The organism is Dokdonia pacifica (genome assembly GCF_900188275.1).
In the GTDB taxonomy this organism is placed as follows: domain Bacteria; phylum Bacteroidota; class Bacteroidia; order Flavobacteriales; family Flavobacteriaceae; genus Dokdonia; species Dokdonia pacifica.
On record NZ_FZNY01000004.1, the window covers coordinates 382222 to 401785 of the forward strand.

The following is a 19564-nucleotide window of genomic DNA, read 5'->3' on the forward strand; positions in this document are numbered from 1 at the left end:
CCCTTCTAGTTTTATGTATTGTCATACGTTTTATTCCTGCTGAATATATGGTAGCAGTATATACACCAAGCTTATTAGGTTGGGTTTTTATTGCTTTTTTTGTACCTGTGACATTAATACTGTTTGCTTATCTCTTAATTTATGACCTTAGAAATAAGAGGCTAAAAATGTTATTCATGAGAGTATTATATTTTACTTTGACTGTTAGTTTTTTTGTTATTTATCACTCTTATCTCAAAGATGCACATTCATAAATATTATATAGCTACTGATTTTACTTAGGCTATTTTATACTCCAAATAAGTAAATCTATTAATTTAGATTTTGCTATATCTTTATCAGTTTTATTTCCCGTATTTTGAAATATATCAACAATTTTTAATTGAGATTTTGACTTAGTAATCTGTATTTGCATCTTACTAATAGTCTTTTCGTTATCTGTTAATAAATATTCATATTTAGAAAACAATTGGTCAATTAAAAACTTATCTTTAATATTAATTTTACTGTTTAGAATTGATTCATTCATAAGTATAGCATAACTGTCAGGATAGATACTGAGTGTTTCAAATATGAGTATTGTATTTAAGTTATTATATGCTAAAGTATTTTGGTATCTAATACGTTGGGTTTCCTGAAATTTATTCAAGTAATAAATACTTTTTTGGTTATAAGACTTTATTATTTTCTCAACCTTTATTTTATCTTCAGCTTTAATAGTATTATTAATTTTCTTTTTTAGATCAAAGTAATCAGGAAGTATTATTTTACTGAGGATATTGAAGTATTCAATTCTATTATTTACATCTAACTTATAAATAGTATCCTTTTTAATTTTCATTTCTAATTCAGGGGAGATAATTGATTTAGAATAATTCTGAGCAGAAATATTCAAAGTCAAAAAGCATATAAAGAATAAAGTATTTTTCATAAATGTAATTTTAAATCTTTTTAGCAATTACAATAATTTTTTTATTAAAGTATTCTATTTTTTTACGAAAGCTTTATCATATTTTGCTTTGTTCTGAGCTAATTTGTTTCACTTTCAACATTTTTATAACAAGCTTTTTTTAAACAAAATAAATAACATATCATTTTAATATATAATAAAATATTGATTAACATATAGTCCAGCCATTAGGTTATTTAATTTTCAGCGTCTTTTATACTCCACAAATTTCACTAAAATGATCTGTTTTTAATTCACAGAATTCATACACTGCCCACCATTCTTCCCGTGTTATAGGAACTGCCATTCTTAATTTATCAATCACTTCCTGTAAGCTAATCTCATCATATTCGAAATAGGTGTCATTACAAATAATATACGGAAGGTCTTTGCCTTTTATTTTAGAGTAGCTTTCAGTTTCTATTCTTTGTTGGGCAATACCTATGGCATTTCTTGAAGCACTACCTGTTGCAACCTTAGTTGTAAATAGATTGAAAAAGGTATTTTGCTCTAAGCTTAACTCTTTTGAAATATTGAGAATTTCATTATTTACATCTTTCTCTAACTGTTCGCTATTAGAAAGTCCAGAAGCTTCTAGCACATGGTCTATATTAAAGTTTTTTAGATTGTAAGCTCCGTATTCCTCTGCATAATTCATTAAAAGGCAAACAAATGCAAATCCACGATCTTTTAACTCTATTAACTTTACAGGCCTCTCTTGCCATTCTTTTACTTTAAAGGATTTGGGGATATTTAGTTTTTCAAAAGACTCATTAGTTAAATTAAGTGATAATGTTGCAAACCGTGAAGCTATCTCATACCCCCTAATAGGGTCTTTAATATTTAATATGTTTGTTGTAACGTGAACACCAACGGAGTATAAGGATAAATCTGAATTATATAGTTTTTTGAAAATTTCATCACTATATAATTTTAATTCAATTTTTAAGGACTCTTCATCCAAAGAATAAATGCTTACAAGTCGTGACGCCATTTCAGCAAAAGTAGCAGTTGTTTCTAATAATGATGCAGTAGAAAGGGGTACTCTAGCTACAGGAAGGTCATTATGTGAGTTGAATTTTGTAAAAAAAATAGGCTTACTATTATCTATGTGTCCTAAACTATCATAACGTAATCCCATAGAGAAGCTATACCTCCAAGGTTCTCTTGCGCTTCCTTGTATCTTATTATATATTTCAGAGTAATAAGTAGCAAATTTATCTCCTTTAAAACTATCGTGTAATTCTTTAACCTTGAACATTTCTGATTCATCTCCGTGAAAAATACTATCAAATGCCCTATAAGTCTTTGCTAGTTTCTGAACACCCCAAAGAGTTCCTATATGGTCTAACCAATGCTGTACTTCGTGAACAATAATACTCTGATGTCCTGAAAATTTGTCTGGACTTTTATACACTTCGTCAAACTGCTCTTCACTTAATTTATTAAATGTAATGAAATTTCCTAATGGATGATAATAAGCTAGAGTATCTACACTAGGGAAAATCTTCCAAAAATTATTATTTCCTAAATACATACTACTTAGTTTATTGTTTTGTAACAACTATAACAAGCTGGTTTAGAAAAATTCACATTGTGGTTTTTACCACAAGAAACACAATAATTCTCTGGATAGCGCGAGTCTCCAAACTTAGCCCATATTTTATAACAGTTATTGCAAAGGGGTTTTTCTATAGATATTGGAATGTTTGTTTTACAACGAATACAATGTCCATTTTGCTTTTGAGTATTATCTTTTTCTTTAATTACATCACGCCCAGCTCGCTCAGATTTAATAGCAGCGTTTACATATTTTTCATGTTCAAAAGTCGATAGCGGTATTTGTTCTATATCTTTTCCTTTAGAGATGTCAAGAATTAAATCTAGTTCTATTTCAGAACCCACATAATCTTTACCTAATAATAGCTTCTTTTTATACTTAGGACGTTTGACATAGATCGTATATCCATCGTTCTCTAATACTGAAAAACAGGTTTTTTGAGCAGTATCGAAGAATGTGTTAGGAGTCAATATTTTTTTTGTAGTTAATACTCCAAATTCGATATTATTTATAAAAGAATAGTCTATCAAATTCATGGAAGTTACAATAGCTTTACTCTCATTTCCATAATATTTTGCGTGTAAATTAGGTATGTAGACTATTGTGATATTAGGGAACTGAGTAAAATACTCAATATCCTGCTTTTTGAAGCTTCGACTTACATTGGATTCATTTTTACCAAAACCAATAATAATTTGCACTTGTGCATTATTTAGGTGTGTTTTAAAAACTTCATTTTTAAAATAATCATCTAGTTGTATAAATGGAGATAGTATAAGAATAAATTTCTCAGCATAGTAAATCGTATCATAAATTTCTTCAGCAAGTGCTTCATCGGTTAAAAAACTCATATAAATAGTTTGATGTATTTAATTTAGCCCTAAATATAAAATAATGTAATATACTACAAAGTAAATAGTTGCAGTAAGTTGCGCGTGCAACCTCTACGGTCATTTTACAATAATGTGGCCCATCTATGGGATTCGTTGAAAAATAAGATAGTTACAAATAGTTTTTGAAAACTAGAATTTCAATTAAAAGTAAGGTTGTTTTATCAGCTTTGCTTTTAATGTTTTACAGATGTTTTATTTCAAAAATGTCATAGGGAGTGCATTGAAATAACAAAACTATACTAATTTAGAATTATATAAAAAACACACATTAAGTAACTTCCCTTATAAGGGATGCTTTATTTTAAAAGTGTTATATAGAGCGCAGTGGAGTGTGTGATATATAATTTTTTGGAAAACTATTCTTAAATTATATTAGGTGAAAAACTTTAGATATGCTAAAACGATGGTAATAAGAGCGACAATACCATCTAAAATATGTGTATCCATATATTTATTAACCCCACGGATACCATAAGAAATAAAAAATAATAGTAGTAATATAGGGTAGTAGAAGACTATAGTTATTAACCAAAACAATATATAGTAGAATAGAAAGAGTGTTAATATCCAACTAATATGAAAGATTATATATAATATAATTCGATTAGAGAAAATGTAATACTTTGACTCAAGTTCAAATATAGTAAGGTTAAAAATACTATCGATAATAAAAACAACTAAAGGTAGAATGATAAGAAAGCGGATATACCAATTTTTAAAAAACTCATCAAGAGCATATATATGATTATGTTTCCAGTAAATCGCAAGGCATAGATATATACAGATGACTAAAGTGGAAGTAAAGAAGTCTAGTATTTTTTCAGCATAGATTTCTGGTAAAAATGAAGTTAGTATAATTAGAACGAATGACCCTAAAGCTAATTGACCTACATATTTTCCAATACTTAGCATTATTAATGTAGGTTGAATATCAATAGCTTTTCGCAAAAAAGAATTTGTCTGCTCTAAAGTAGCTTGTATTTTACTTTTTAGAGGTTCGTTTTTAATAGCTTTTCGGGCTAAAGCATATAAAGCTAGAATAGCGCCTAAAATAGATGAAAATGTCATAGTAGTCTGATATGATTGAAAATATACAATATTTTTCATCCATTCAGTAGGTAAAATGATATCAAAATCGATCTTCAATTTCCTTTTCAAAATTTATACTTACCTTAAAAATAAAGTTTCTTTGTTCTGAATGGGTAAATAAATTAAAAGCATATCTAATTTCTTATATTTGTTTTTAAAACTTACAATCGCAAAATTTTTAAATATATCCAGTAGCTTAAAAGTAGCTTAAAAGTAGCTTAAAAGAATTAAAGTTAGTTTCATTAAATTTGAAAAAATCATTCTCGTAATTTACACTAAATGGATTTTAAAGAATACTTAAATTTACTTACAGAAACAGAAAAAAAACATTTCCCTAAAGAATTGTTTTTTGCTGGAGATCAAAGTTTACTTTTTGAAAAAAGAAGAATCTCTGTAGTAGGTTCAAGAAAAGCTACTACAAATGGTCTTAGAAGAGCTAGTGTAATCTCAAAAGCCTTGGTTGATAATGATATTATTGTTGTTAGTGGTTTAGCATCGGGTATAGATACAATGGCTCATAAAACAGCCATTGAATACGGAGGTCAAACGATCTCTGTTTTAGGAACTCCATTAGACAAAGCATATCCAAAAGAAAATGCTAGTTTGTTAGAAGTCATAAAAGATAAACATTTAGCGATATCACAATTTTCAATAGGATACCCTGTACAACCTAAAAACTTCCCCATAAGAAATAGAACTATGGCACTTATATCGGATGCTACTATTATTATAGAAGCAACAGAGAATAGTGGAACAAGACATCAAGGTTGGGAGGCACTAAGACTAGGTAGAGAGGTTTATATTTTAGAAAATGTAGCTAATGATCCTTCTATAAAATGGGCTAAAGAAATGCTGGAATATGGAGCACAAGTATTAACTAGAGAAAATATTTCTTCAATATTAGAATCAATTCCTTATTTAACAGCAAAATTTGATTATGCTTTCTAGTATAGATTTCGCAACAATGCTAGAATTCTCGACTAATGGTGAAAATGAATTAGCTATAATGTCAAGAAAAATATGCGGTAGTATAAAGGCTGGAAATTCATCAATTATCAATCGTATGATTAGTCATATTGAAAAATTAGAAGAAGACCATCCTATACGCTTAATGTTTAATGATAATTCTATCCTCGTTCCAGTACCAAGAAGTACTCCTCTGATAGAAGGAGCTTTGTTTCCCACGAAAATTTTAGCAGAGCATCTAGTAAGAAAAGGATTTGGAGTAAGAGTTGAAGAATTAATAGAAAGGAAGAAGAAAGTTCCTAAGTCAAGTAGTTTTTCTCGTGCTAGTGATAGACCAAGTTGCAATACACATTACAAGAGTTTAAAAACTAAAAATCCTATTGCTTTTGTAAATAAAATTATTCTTATAGACGATGTATTTACTCTAGGAAGAACTTCATTTGCTTGTGCAAGAAAATTAGAAGAAACATATCCTGACGCTGAAATATTTGTTTTCACAGCTATGAGAACAAGAGGATTTGTTAAAGAATTAAAAACCATTGTTAAACCATCTTACAAAACAATGAAGTATAATGCTACTTATGATAAAGTGAGTCTTCCTGATTAGGTATTCTTTATAATTTGTTAAAAAGACAGTGTCCAAAATTTTGTGTAAACAGAATTTCAGGGGGTTTACCTTTTTAAAGTTGGACCCGTTTTTCAAATATAGTTAAGAACTGATTAAGTATTAGTCCCCAATTATGAATTGGAGCTGTCCATTTTTTAGTGATTTGCATTAATGCTAAATATACTGACTTTTTAAGTGCGTCATCCGTTGGGAATGCCATCTTATTTTTAGTGTACTTTCTGATTTTACCATTTAGATTTTCAATGAGATTAGTTGTATAGATGATTTTTCTAATCTCTAATGGGAAGTCAAAAAATACAGTGAGTTCTTCCCAGTTTCTCTGCCAAGATTGCACAGCATAGGGATATTTGTCATTCCATTTCTCTGCAAATCGGTCTAGTTCTGCTTTTGCCATCTCTTTATTTGGAGCATTGTATATATGCTTCATATCTCCAGTAAAGGCTTTTTTATCCTTCCATACTACATAGCGTGCACTGTTACGTATTTGATGAACTACACAAATTTGAGTATCTGCTGTAGGGAATACATTTTTGATGGATTGAGTAAAACCATTGAGATTATCCGTTACAGTAACCAATATATCTTCAACACCACGAGCTTTCATATCAGTAAGCACCCCTTGCCAAAACGCAGCTGACTCATTATGTCCAAGCCACATACCGAGTAACTCTTTACGACCTTCCCGATTAAGTCCTACAGCTAGATAAATAGTCTTGTTTATTACTTTACCAGCTTGCCTGACTTTAAAAACAATACCATCCATCCATACGACACAATAAACGCTCTCTAGAGGTCTATTCTGCCAATCCAAGACGTGTTGGTTAACTCTATCAGTAATGATTGAAATAGCTGAAGTAGAGAGTCTAAATCCATAGATCTCTTGAAGTTCATCTTCAATATCTGATACACTCATTCCTTTAGCATAAAGAGAGATGACTATGTTCTCAACTGATAATGAATTACTCTTGTGTTTGGGAACCACAACAGGATCAAAATTACCTTGACGGTCTCTAGGCACTTCTATTTGACTTTTACCAAACTCCGTCTTGATGTGTTTCTTTGTAGTCCCATTGCGACTGTTAGAACCTTGATTCTTTGCGTTTTTGGGATATCCCAAGTGAGCATCAAGCTCTCCTTGTAGCATGGATTCTAAAGCAGTACTATGAAGCTGCTTCAATAAACTAGTTAATTCGGCTTCGGTCTTTAATCCATCGAGTAAGCCACTCTCCAAAAATTGTTTCTTTAAATCTTTCATAAGAAAACTGTGTTATTAAAATTAAACAAAAAATTAGGCAGGTTTTAAAACCCGCCTAATTTTCTACTTACACAGTTTATCGGATACTACCGTTAAAAAAAATTGACCTACAACCTCCAAGATAATTTTACAATAATTTGTTCCATTTATGGGATTCGTCATAAAATGCAATAGTTGCAAATAGTCTTTGAAAACTAGAATTTAAATTAGAAGCAAAATTGTTTTATCAGCTTTGCTTTTAATGTTTTTATAACTTAATTGATTTTAGGGTTTTGTCGCATTATTTCGATGATTATATGATTTTGAAAGAAACTTAAAGATTAAACAGCCAGTGAACAAAAGGTTTTAAACATTGAAGTTTTAAGATTCAATATCTGTCCTTTTCTAATAATATGTACGATTTCTATTCCTGCGAGTGTTCTTTGTGCTGATTCAAATTCTTTAAATCCTGTGGTAATTGCAATTCTCCTTTTTATACTACGATGATCCTGCTCCACAATGTTGTTAAGATATTTCACTCGTCGAATTTTTATCTTTTTTGAAGTTAAACTCCTTTTATTCCAAGTCCGTATTCCAGCTGTATTAGCACCGCTCTTATCAATATTTATTATCCTAGGCTTGCCGTTATTTCCAATAGCCTTGTTCAAGAACTTTTGAGCAGAACCCTTCATTCTTCGCTTTGTCAGAAGGAAGTCTATAGTGTTCCCTTGTTTATCAACTGCTCGGTATAAATACTTATCCTTACCTCCTACTTTGATATACGTTTCATCAAGTTTCCAACTATCTGTTACTTGCCGTTTACGAATGTTCATATTTTTCTCTATGCCTTTAGAAAACTTAAACACCCAACGCTGGATTGTGGAATGATCAACTCTGACACCCCGAATAGCCATCAATTCTTCAATATCACGTAACTTAAACTAAATCGAAATTTGAAATATATCGCTTGTTGTATGATGATGTGAGGATATTGATGGTGTTTGTATATGGAACTACTTTAAAACATCAAACTTAAGTATATTTGAAATAGTAGAATTAATGCGACAGAAACTAACTCGCAACTATATATAAGAAAACATTATTGTTACTACTGCACTTGTGTTAGACGGTAAATGTTCCGAAGAATTTTTAAGATACATGAATTACCAGTAATTTTTTTCTTCAAATGATATAGTTTTAGTTTTTCCTTACAACGTTTTCAAGATCTAAATTTAAAATGTCTTTTTCTATTTGGTCATGAATTAATTTCATGTTTATAAAATCACTCATTCCATTTATTGATTTTGAAAAAATATAGATGTAGCTTTTTATATATTCTGCTTTCTCTTTTTCATTTATAAATTTTTTACTGTCGATAACTATGAAATGCATCAATGATCTAATTATTTTAGTTAGTTCAATAGAATCTAAATCTCTTTGTGGTTCTTTCATAATTCTAAGATCATTTTCAAGTAAAAAACTATTTACATGTGTAATTTATTAGTAGACTAAATATTTAATCGTTTCCATACCTCCAATATATTTCTAAATATGATTCTTTACTTTTTATATTTTTTTGTCTTTGAAACATTTTTAAAAATTACATTTAATCGATAAAATAAAGTATTTCATCGATTATTTAACATTTTTAGTGTATGTATTATATGCTTTAATTGGTATGTAGTACAAAATCATATTTTTATGTGAATTAATTCTTGAACCTGAAATAGATATTAAGCTACTTATCATAATTTACTTAATTATAATTATATAATGAATGATCTTGGTTTTTATAAAAATCGATAAAATGTTTATTTTTATCGATAAAAAGAGTTAATTAAATATTAATATTATATATATTTGAATCAAATTTTAATTAAATGTATGTTTACATCTATTGTAAATCAATATTTTATGATTTTACGGTTTAACAGTAAACATTAAGAGGTAAATAAGCCTTTTCTTATATTTTTAAATTTATTACACATGCTTGAAAACTACTTTTTAATACTCCGTTTTTGTACACCCAATACATGGTTGTTTTTGCTGTTTGGTGGTTTTGTAAACTATATGTTAGTAGAAGTGATGACTATTTACCAGTTAGTAACTTTACTGCTGGTGAATGTATTATTGGGATTTTTTTTAAATCGTATAAAAACATCGAAGTTTTATCATTCTACTATTTCAAGCACTACTCTTGATCCTATTATAAATCCTGAAATGTTTTGCTTTCGCGAAAGCAAAAACTTATAGGATGCTATTTACATATCCAATTACAACAAATAAATTTTCAATCGAAAATAATTAGCCTTTTCAGAAATAGAAAACCAATCTATGAAAAAATTATACGCTCATTTTAGTCAAATGCTTAAGACTAATGTAAAACTAAATGTATTCTTAGCTTTATTTGCAATTATACCTTTTGTCTCATTCGCGCAGAATTGTACAGTAAATGCAGGTAGCTTAAATCAAACATTTTGTGAAGGATCAACGATCACTTTAACAGGGAATGATGTTATGCCTAGAATCGGAGATGTTTCTTGGACACAAATTTCAGGGCCTTCAGTTATTATAGATACTCCTAATATGCCTGTTACTACCGTAACTGGAACTAGTGGAGGAAATACATATATTTTTAGATTTTCTGCAGTTTGCGGAGATGGTATAGAAAGTTTTCAGGATAAAACAGTAACAATAGAAGGATTGACTGAGGCTGTCGCAAGTGATGACATTGCTTCTTGCCCTGATGCATCAGGGGGACTCATCATAAGTGGTAACACACCAGAGATTGCAGGAGAAATAGGAGTGTGGTCTGTAGTAACACCTGGTAATCCAGCGGGTGTTACTATAGCATCGTTAACCTCTCCAACAACAACTATAACATTATCTTCTGGTAGTTGTGGTACAACTACTTTAGCTTGGACAATAGAAAGAGAATACAGTACTGGTCGATTTTGTACTTCGGTAGATTTTTTAGATGTAACAAATTTTGGAGGAGAGATGCCAGTAGAGGTGTTAAGTGGTGATCAAATGTTAAGTAATTGTTATACAGCAACTCAAAGCACAACAATTCAAGGAAGTAATGCTGGTTGTGGTTTAGGAGGACAGTCAGGAATGTGGTCTTTTGTAAGTGGTCCAGCGGTACCTTCCTTTGGAAATGCAAGTAATGCTTCAACAAATGTTTCTGGGCTTATTGAAGGTATTTATACATTAAGATGGACTGCATCAGGTCCTTGTGTCTCTGGTTTTGCAGATACTGTTATAACAGTACCCGCGGCAACGCAAGACATTACACCTGTAGGGGGAACAGTTAATATTGTAATTTGTGATACCTCTGTAAACGATGTTACATTAGAAGGTATAATTCCAGGATTTGCAGGTGAAGAGGTTTCTTGGACTCAAACTGGCGGGGGCAATACAGTTACTTTTAGCCCAACACCAGCAAGTACTGTTAATACTTTGGTTTCTGGAATTAACAGTGCAAATGATCCTTACCAATTTACGTTTACACTCGAAAATGCCACTACAGGATGTTTTGAAGAAAAAATATATAATGTACGTTATAGAAATAATAATAGGACAGTAACTGCAAATAACGGAGATGATCAATTATTTGGAGACTGCGGAATGACACGTTTTAACATACCTGTTAGCAACACAGGTTCTGGAAGTACATCATATTCAATAATTAGTGGTCCTGCAGGATCTGGCTTTATATTTCCAACAAGTCCCCAGAATGTAGGCTCAAATTTGAGTGTAGATTTACTTGAGCCAGGTACATATGTTATCGAATTTAATCGAACACAGGCAGGAGAATTTCCAATAGGTTGTACAGATGGTTTTGATGCTATATCCGTTATTGTGTCAAACGGGTCTCCCGATGAGCCTAATGCGGGAACAGGAGTTACACTACCTTGCGCGGCTTTACCAACTTCTGTAAATTTAAGTGGGAGCGCAATAACTATTGGAACATCAGAATGGAGCCTTGTTAATGGTCCAACTTCAGTTACAATTAGTGATCCTTATGCACAAAATATAACGGTAAACGGACTTGACGTAGGAACATATACTTTTAGATATGCAAATCTTACAGGTCCTAATTGTCCTATTGCTTCTTCAACTGTAGACATCACAGTAAATGATCCAGTACTTACAACCGCAACAGCCGCAACAGTTGCTGCGGGAACAGTGGTGTGTCCTGGTGAATCACTTCAATTACAAGGAAGTGTTCCTGGGGATGGAGAAATAGGAACTTGGAGTGCAAGTCCTGGAGGACTCAGTTTTACTCCTAATGTGAATGACCCAAATGCAGTTGCAGAAGGCTTTATTGCTAACGAAACTTACACCCTTACTTGGACAATAGATTACGTTAATCCACAGCCTACATGTTCAGGCGCTTCATCTGCAGATGTAAGCTTTACGACTTCAAATGATCCTCCATTAACTCCTTCTACTATTGGAAATGTTGTTATTTGCGCTTCTGGCACAACACAAATTAGTTTAGAAGCAAATGCAGTAATGGCACCAGAACAAGGGACTTGGTCTGTAGTTCCAGCAGGTGCTACCTTCTCTCCTAATGCAAATGATCCTAATGCAATAGCAACAGTTCCAGGAAATGGAACATATACATTCAAGTGGACTATAGACGATTCTACATCACCTTGTGGGACCACGGAAGATAGTGTCGTGGTTACTATCGCCGACCCTATTGTTGCCGACGCAGGAACAGATCAACAAATATGTGCTACAAGCACCACGATGGATGCAACGATTTCTTCTGGAGCAGTGGGTACATGGACGTACGTCTCAGGTCCAGGAGGTTTTACTTTTGCAGATGTCAATGACCCATTATCTTCTGTAAGTTTTATTTTTGATGGTTTATATACTTTTAGTTGGGATGTTCAAATAGGCGATTGTGATACACAATCTACAACAGTAGATATAGAAGTGGGGCTTCCGCCTACTATAGCAGCGATAACTCCCCCTTCTTCTACAGTATTATGTAATCAAACAACACTTACCCTAAATGCTGCAAATCCTATCAATACAGCTACAGAAGTTGGAACTTGGTCTCTACTTGCTGGAGCTCCTAACAATCCAACGATTGTAACATCTTCTGACTTTAATACTGCAAGTATATCAGGGCTTACTACGGGTTTTTATACTTTTAGATTAACTATTGTAAGTACAGGCAATAGTATTTGTGCTCCAGGAATGGACTCTTTTGAGGATATTACTATAGAAGTAATAGCTCCTGCAACAGCTGGAGCACCTCTTGAGGTTAGATGTAATGTAGAAAATGTTATCCTCACGGGTACTGTAGGTTCTAATGGAACTTGGACCTGTGTGGGTGGAGATTGTGGTTCAGTAACCATTACGCCTACAAGCCCATATACTGCAAATGCTGCTGTTGTTCCAAATACAACTCCTTATGTTTTTGAATATACGATACCAGCTTCTGGAGGATGTGATCCTGGCTCTGCTCAAACAACTGTTCGAGTAGATGCTGTTCCAGACATGCCAGAACCTGTTGCATCTCCAGATGAACTTTTTATCTGTATTGGAGATACAATGCCTAACGGATCTGTGCCGATCTCTGGAAACACCCCAGGAGGCGGAGTATCATCAGAATGGAGTATTGAATTTCAGCCCTCTACTGCAAATGCAATGATTACAGATGATACTGCACAGTCCACTACGGTTACAGGTCTTACTGTACCAGGATTATATATTTTAGAATATACTTTTTCTAGTGGGGCTTGTACAAAATTATCTGACGTACTTCGTATTACGATGTATGAGCCTCCCACAACTTCTAATGCTGGCCCTGACGATTTAGAGGCTTGTGAACTCGATTACATGACAGCAGCAAACACGCCAAGTGTTGGTATTGGAACTTGGACTATTATAAACTCCCCTCCAGGTTCAAGTACAACAATTGATAATCCAAATAATCCAGTCACATCATTATCAGATATTGCCTTAGGGACTTATGAATTACAATGGACAATTACGAATGGCCCACTTCCATCGCCATTCCCAGATCCATCAGCTTGTGATCCCTCTATTAGTATAGTTACAGTACAGTTTAATGATGTGCCACCATCTGTAGCGATGGCTGGACCAGATCAAGTATTGTGTAATCAAACGCAAACAAACCTTGCGGCTATTGCTCCTACTAGTGGTATTGGAACTTGGTCACAAAACCCTGCTAATCCAAGTGGAGCAGTGATTGCTCCTCCGAGTGATACAGATGCAACGGTTTTTGGTCTTTCTACAGGAACGTATGAATTTATATGGACAACAACCACCACTGGAAATGATGGGTGTTCTTTTGAAGATCGTATGATTATAGAAGTCATTGATCAACCTATCAGTTCTGAAGCTGGACCAAATTTATGTGTACCCGCTTTTACTAATGTTAATTTAGAAGCAACACCAGTTACTTCTCCTGAAGTAGGGACTTGGACTCAGGTTTCAGGACCTACCTCTGCAAATTTTGTAGATGAGAATAGCCCTACTACAGCCGTAACAAATACAGCAATAGGGATCTATATTTTTGAGTGGACAGTAAGTAATGGAAATTGTACGCCTGTAGCAGATCAAATGGAGCTACAGATTAAAGGGATTTCAGATTTAGAAATCACGAAATTAGCAACTCCAACGTCAGCTAATGTTGGAGAAACCATAAATTATTCGATTAGTATTTTTAATAATGATGCCAATGCTACAAATTCAGATGCCTCAGGTGTTTCAGTAGAAGATATACTGCCAGCTGGTCTTACATTGGTACCAGGATCAGTTTCTAATGGAGGCATCTTTAATGCAGGTAATACAACAATTACTTGGACAGATCTTGATATACCTAGTGGAGCCACAATAAGTGTTGTATATAGTGCTATAATTAATGCTATGGGGCCTTACACTAACAGTGCCCAGATTATAGCAAGCGATCAGTTTGACCCTGATAGTGATCCTACAACAGATTCAAGCATTGACGACTTAGGTGATGGAAACCCTGATGACGATGAGACAACATTTACTGTAGCACTTGGGTGTGAGGAACCAACAGCTGAAGCAGGAACAGATGTAAATTTATGTGCTGATTTTGGAAGTTATACCTTAATAGGATCAAGTATAGGAGGAAGTGCTACCGAAGCTACTTGGTCAGTAACAACAAATCCTGGTACAGCAGGAACTGTTACGCCAACAACTGCATTAGCAGATCCATCGACAGCAACTTTTACAGCAACTGCAGCAGGCGTCTATATACTGACGCTTACTACAGATTTTAATGCACCTTGTGTTGCCGCGGCAACAGATACCGTTACAATTACAGTAACAGCTACACCAACAGTAGATGCAGGTCCAGCTACGGCTGCAATCTGTTCAGACATGATGTACACTGTCACTGGAAGTTCATCGAGCAATGGAACTATTGCTTGGACAACTAGTGGATCGGGATCTTTTAATAACGCTTCCGCGGAAAATCCAATCTACACGCCAAGTCCTTCGGATGTAACGTCAGGTTCAATAACACTTACAAAAACAGTTACTGGTAATGGAACATGTTCTTCAAGTTCAGTGTCAGATACAGTGACTCTTACAATTAATGAAGATCCAACGTTAGAAGCAGGATCAAATACGGCTTTATGTTCAGACGCTGGTGCATACACATTGAGTGATGCTAGTATTGGTGGTGGGGCTACAGAAGGTACGTGGTCAATCACAACTAGTCCAACGATGGGAGATGGAGTGTTAAGTGTAACCACGGCTACAGCAAATCCAGAGACTGTTACGTTTACAGCAACGGTTTCTGGCGATTATATATTGACTTTAACAACAAACGCAACCGCACCTTGTAGTGCAGCGGTAGATACGGTAACAATCACCATAGAAGGTGAGCCAACGGTAGATGCAGGCCCAGCCACAGCAAGTATCTGTTCAGATATGATGTATACGGTAACAGGTAGCACATCAACCAACGGGACTATTGAGTGGACAACGAGTGGGTCTGGATCATTCTCAGATGCTACGATTGATAATCCAGTGTATACGGCAAGTGATTTAGATATATCAGCAGGGACAGTTACGTTAACAAAAACAGTAACTACTAGTGGAGCTTGTTCAGCAAGTCCAGCAGTAGATTCAGTAACGTTAACGATTAACGAAGATCCAACTGCAGAGGCTGGTGATGATACGAATTTATGTACAGACTTTGGCAGCTATACCTTGGTTGGATCGAGTATTGGTGGAGGTGCAACCACAGGAATTTGGACGATTACCCAACCTACAGGAGGTGATGGTACAGTTACACCAGCTACAGCGACAGCGTCTCCAGAGACTGCAAGTTTTAGTGCTACTGTCGCAGGAGTTTATGTACTTACTTTAACAAGTAATGCAACAGCACCTTGTAGTCCAGCGACTGATATAGTAACTATTACTGTAGAGGCAGCACCGACGGTAGATGCAGGTCCAGCCACAGCAAGTATCTGTTCAGATATGATGTATACGGTAACAGGCGGAACATCAACCAATGGAACGATTTTATGGACCACGAGCGGAACAGGAACTTTCAATGATGATACTGCAGAGAATCCAGTATACACTCCAAGTGCACAGGATGTAACTTCTGGAGTAGTTACGTTAACAAAAACAGTAACAGGTTCTGGCGCATGTGCCAGCACATTTGTGAGAGATAATGTTACCTTAACGATTAATGAAGACCCAACTGCAGAGGCTGGTGATGATACGAGTTTATGTACAGACTTTGGCAGTTATACTTTGGTTGGATCGAGTATTGGCGGAGGTGCAACCACAGGAATCTGGACGATTACCCAACCTACAGGAGGTGATGGTGCAGTTACACCAGCGACAGCGACGGCGTCTCCAGAGACCACAAGTTTTAGTGCTACTGTCGCAGGAGTTTATGTACTTACTTTAACAAGTAATGCAACCGCACCTTGTAGTCCAGCGACTGATACAGTAACCATTACTGTAGAAGCAGCACCGACGGTAGATGCAGGCCCAGCCACAGCTGCGATCTGTTCAGATATGATGTATACGGTAACAGGTAGCACATCAACCAACGGAACTATTGAGTGGACGACTAGTGGCTCAGGTTCATTCTCAGATGCTACCATAGATAATCCAGTGTATACTGCAAGTGTATTAGATGTATCTGCAACAACAATAACCTTAACTAAAACTGTAACTGGAACAGGAGCTTGTGGAACAAGTTCTGTATCAGATACGACAGTTCTTACGATTAATGAAGATCCAACGGTAGAAGCTGGATCAGATACGGCTTTATGTTCAGATGCTGGTGCATACACATTGAGTGATGCAAGTATCGGTGGCGGAGCTACAGAAGGTACATGGTCAATCACGACTAGCCCAACGATGGGAGATGGAGTGTTAAGTATAACCACAGCTACAGCAACTCCAGAGACTGTTACGTTTACAGCAACGGTTCCAGGTGATTATATATTGACTTTAACAACAAATGCAACCGCACCTTGTAGTGCGGCGGTAGATACGGTAACGATAACTATAGAAGATGAGCCAACGGTAGATGCAGGTCCAGCCACAGCTGCGATTTGTTCAGATATGATGTATACGGTAACAGGCGGCACATCAACCAACGGAACTATTGAGTGGACGACTAGTGGCTCAGGTTCATTCTCAAATGCTACCATAGATAATCCAGTGTATACTGCAAGTGCATTAGATGTATCTGCAACAACAATAACCTTAACTAAAACAGTAACTGGGACAGGAGCTTGTGGAACAAGTTCTGTATCAGATACGACAGTTCTTACGATCAATGAAGATCCAACGGTAGAAGCTGGATCAGATATGGCTTTATGTTCCGACGCTGGTGCATACACATTGAGTGATGCAAGTATCGGTGGCGGAGCTACAGAAGGTACATGGTCAATCACGACTAGCCCAACGATGGGAGATGGAGTATTAAGTATAACCACGGCTACATCAACTCCAGAGACTGTTACGTTTACAGCAACGGTTCCTGGTGATTATATATTAACTTTAACAAGTAATGCAACTGCACCTTGTAGTACGGCGGTAGATACGGTAACGATCACTATAGAAGATGAGCCAACGGTAGATGCAGGTCCAGCCACAGCTGCGATTTGTTCAGATATGATGTATACCTTAACAGGAGGTACATCAACTAATGGAACTATTGAGTGGACGACTAGTGGTACTGGAGTATTTACAGATAACACTATTGAAAACCCTGTATATACTCCTAGTTCGATAGACATAACTGCGGGTATTGTTACACTTACAAAGACAGTAACAGGAACTGGAAGTTGTGTAACTTCGACTGTTTCTGATTCGATTGAACTTACAATTAATATGCAACCTGAGCCTCCAACATCTGGAGGAGATCAAACGGAATGTGAAGAAGATCCTATTCAGACACTTGTTGCTTCAGCGACACTAGTCAATGGAGATACGATTGTTTGGTATGATGCTTTAACAGGAGGAACTATTGTAGATGATGCAGATGTCAACCTAAATATGGTTGGGACTGTGACCTTTTTCGCGCAAGCGGAAAATTCAGTAACAGGATGTATAAGCGCTACTAGAACGCCTGTAACACTTACGATACAAGGAAGTCCAGCTGCTGCTACAAGTTCTGGTAACATCACTGAATGTGAAGCATCTCCAATACAAACTTTAGATGCAAATAATGCGATTACAATTCCTTCGGGAAGTACAATCGTGTGGTATGATATGGCAACCGCAGGGACTGTAGTTGCAAATCCAACACTCAGTACCGTTGGAACGGTTACGTATTTTGCAGAGTCAGTAAATGCAGATGATTGTTCAAGCTTGACACGTACAGAGGTGACATTAACTATTAATGACGCGCCAAACGATATTTCAGATCAAACAGATGTGGTTTGTAGTGATATTGCACTAGATTTTGATCTTGTAGCACTATCAGCTGGAAGTACATTTACGTATACCGTAGCATCTTCAGATCAAGGAAACGTACCTGCTGGAGCAAATCGTTTAACAGGAAGTGCTGCAAATATTACAGATACCTATACAAATCTTACAGCAGATGCAGTAACGATTACATATACAGTTATTCCTACGGGAACTGCCCCAGATAATTGTGTGGGGACTCCTTTTGATATTGTAGTTACTGTTAATCCAGAACCTGTAGTTTCAACGGCACTCAATACGACAGTATGTAGTGATTCGCCTATTGGTGTTCAATTAGAGACGGCTCCTACGAGTGTGCCAGCAGTAAGTTGGCAATTGGTAAGTGTTACTCTAGATACTGGTTTGACAGCTGCCGCTGGTAATACAACTCCAGCAACAGGTTTACCAGCTAATGCGATTGCAAATGATACGTATACAAATACAACAGGAGGATCACTTACTGTTACTTATGTTGTAACCCCTACATGCCTTGCAGGTTGCGTAGGTAATACAGCTACAATTATTGTAACTATAGATACTGCTCCTACTGTAAATGCAGGGTCTGATGAAGAAATTTGTGCAGACGGAGGTTCTTTTGATCTTTCTTCGGCAATGACACCTTCGACATCTTCTGGTGGAACTATAGAATGGACAACTAATGGTGATGGGATTTTTGATAACGCTTTCGCGGAAACTCCTATATATACGTTAGGTACTGCTGATATGAGTGCTTCTGTCGTACAACTTACGAAGACAGTTACAGGAGATGGAACGTGTAGTACGGCTTCTGTATCTGATACGATGAATCTTACGATCAATCCGTTGCCAATGCCCGTTATTACGGCCCCTGTATATGTTTGTACTGGAGAATCAGCGCTAGATCTTACGACGATAGTTTCTCCTGATTTTGCAACTGGTGGAACTGGAACTGCAATAACAATAGATGGTGTTTCTAATACAACATTTGATCCTGCAGTGCAAGCTGCTGGACCTCATACTATAGAATATATATATGTTGATCCGATAACGGGTTGTACAAACTCAGTGACAGCAACCATTATTTCTTGTGCTCCTAGCATAGATCTTGTGAAGACAAGCGCTTATGAGGATACTAATGGAGATGGAGTTGTGAGTCCAGGTGATATGATTTTATACACCTTTGTAGTTACTAACACAGGCAATGTTACGGTAACGAGCATTGATGTCACCGATACGAACCTTACCCCGAACTTGGTAGGTACGATAGCGAGTTTAGATCCTATGGCGAATCAGACGCTTGTTG

General features: G+C 35.5%; 9 protein-coding genes and 1 pseudogene. 3 read left to right on the forward strand and 7 right to left on the reverse strand.

Annotated elements, in window-relative coordinates; all coding sequences use genetic code 11:
* Positions 1–283: 283 nt before the first annotated feature.
* The 4 genes from CHB80_RS14090 to CHB80_RS14105 form a co-directional block, all read right to left on the reverse strand.
* Complete coding sequence (locus CHB80_RS14090) at positions 284–931, reverse strand: hypothetical protein (RefSeq protein ID WP_089372133.1); 648 nt, start codon at positions 929–931, stop codon at positions 284–286.
* A 232-nt stretch (positions 932–1163) separates the two neighbouring features.
* The gene (locus CHB80_RS14095; protein ID WP_143337143.1) at positions 1164–2486 is read right to left on the reverse strand and encodes a hypothetical protein; all 1323 of its coding nucleotides are present in this window, start codon (positions 2484–2486) and stop codon (positions 1164–1166) included.
* 5 nt (positions 2487–2491) lie between these two features.
* Positions 2492–3361 (reverse strand): phospholipase D family protein, encoded by an 870-nt coding sequence (locus tag CHB80_RS14100; RefSeq protein ID WP_089372135.1) that lies wholly within the window; start codon positions 3359–3361, stop codon positions 2492–2494.
* A 414-nt stretch (positions 3362–3775) separates the two neighbouring features.
* On the reverse strand, positions 3776–4510 hold the full coding sequence (locus CHB80_RS14105; RefSeq protein WP_143337144.1) for a hypothetical protein: 735 nt from the start codon (positions 4508–4510) through the stop codon (positions 3776–3778).
* A 261-nt stretch (positions 4511–4771) separates the two neighbouring features.
* Here CHB80_RS14105 and CHB80_RS14110 point away from each other — a divergent pair, with 261 nt between their 5' ends.
* Positions 4772–5440, forward strand: a complete 669-nt coding sequence (locus tag CHB80_RS14110; RefSeq protein WP_089372137.1) for a DNA-processing protein DprA — start codon at positions 4772–4774, stop codon at positions 5438–5440.
* A complete protein-coding gene (locus CHB80_RS14115; protein ID WP_089372138.1) occupies positions 5430–6065 on the forward strand; it encodes a hypothetical protein in 636 nt (211 codons plus the stop codon). Before CHB80_RS14110 ends, CHB80_RS14115 begins: the two co-directional genes overlap by 11 nt.
* A 73-nt stretch (positions 6066–6138) precedes the next feature.
* On the opposite strand, the gene CHB80_RS14120 is transcribed toward CHB80_RS14115, so the two are convergent.
* The 3 genes and pseudogenes from CHB80_RS14120 to CHB80_RS14130 form a co-directional block, all read right to left on the reverse strand.
* Positions 6139–7341 carry an IS256 family transposase gene (locus CHB80_RS14120; RefSeq protein WP_089372139.1) on the reverse strand — a complete coding sequence of 401 codons (1203 nt, stop codon included), beginning with the start codon at positions 7339–7341 and terminating at the stop codon, positions 6139–6141.
* Positions 7342–7661: 320 nt separating this feature from the next.
* Positions 7662–8329 (reverse strand): annotated as a pseudogene (locus tag CHB80_RS14125) (IS6 family transposase).
* Positions 8330–8517: 188 nt separating this feature from the next.
* Positions 8518–8772 (reverse strand): hypothetical protein, encoded by a 255-nt coding sequence (locus CHB80_RS14130; RefSeq protein WP_089372140.1) that lies wholly within the window; start codon positions 8770–8772, stop codon positions 8518–8520.
* Between the two features lie 882 nt (positions 8773–9654).
* On the opposite strand from CHB80_RS14130, the gene CHB80_RS14135 reads away from it, so the two are divergent.
* Positions 9655–19564: PKD domain-containing protein (locus CHB80_RS14135; protein WP_089372141.1), on the forward strand; the 9910-nt coding region annotated here is incomplete at its 3' end.

Excerpts from the sequence above, each read along its gene's own strand:
- CHB80_RS14115 (WP_089372138.1), top strand. The coding sequence starts at position 5,430 with ATGCTTTCTAGTATAGATTTCGCAACAATGCTAGAATTCTCGACTAAT.
- CHB80_RS14105 (WP_143337144.1), bottom strand. The coding sequence starts at position 4,510 with ATGAAAAATATTGTATATTTTCAATCATATCAGACTACTATGACATTT.
- CHB80_RS14120 (WP_089372139.1), bottom strand. The coding sequence starts at position 7,341 with ATGAAAGATTTAAAGAAACAATTTTTGGAGAGTGGCTTACTCGATGGA.
- CHB80_RS14110 (WP_089372137.1), top strand. The coding sequence starts at position 4,772 with ATGGATTTTAAAGAATACTTAAATTTACTTACAGAAACAGAAAAAAAA.
- CHB80_RS14095 (WP_143337143.1), bottom strand. The coding sequence starts at position 2,486 with ATGTATTTAGGAAATAATAATTTTTGGAAGATTTTCCCTAGTGTAGAT.
- CHB80_RS14100 (WP_089372135.1), bottom strand. The coding sequence starts at position 3,361 with ATGAGTTTTTTAACCGATGAAGCACTTGCTGAAGAAATTTATGATACG.
- CHB80_RS14090 (WP_089372133.1), bottom strand. The coding sequence starts at position 931 with ATGAAAAATACTTTATTCTTTATATGCTTTTTGACTTTGAATATTTCT.
- CHB80_RS14130 (WP_089372140.1), bottom strand. The coding sequence starts at position 8,772 with ATGAAAGAACCACAAAGAGATTTAGATTCTATTGAACTAACTAAAATA.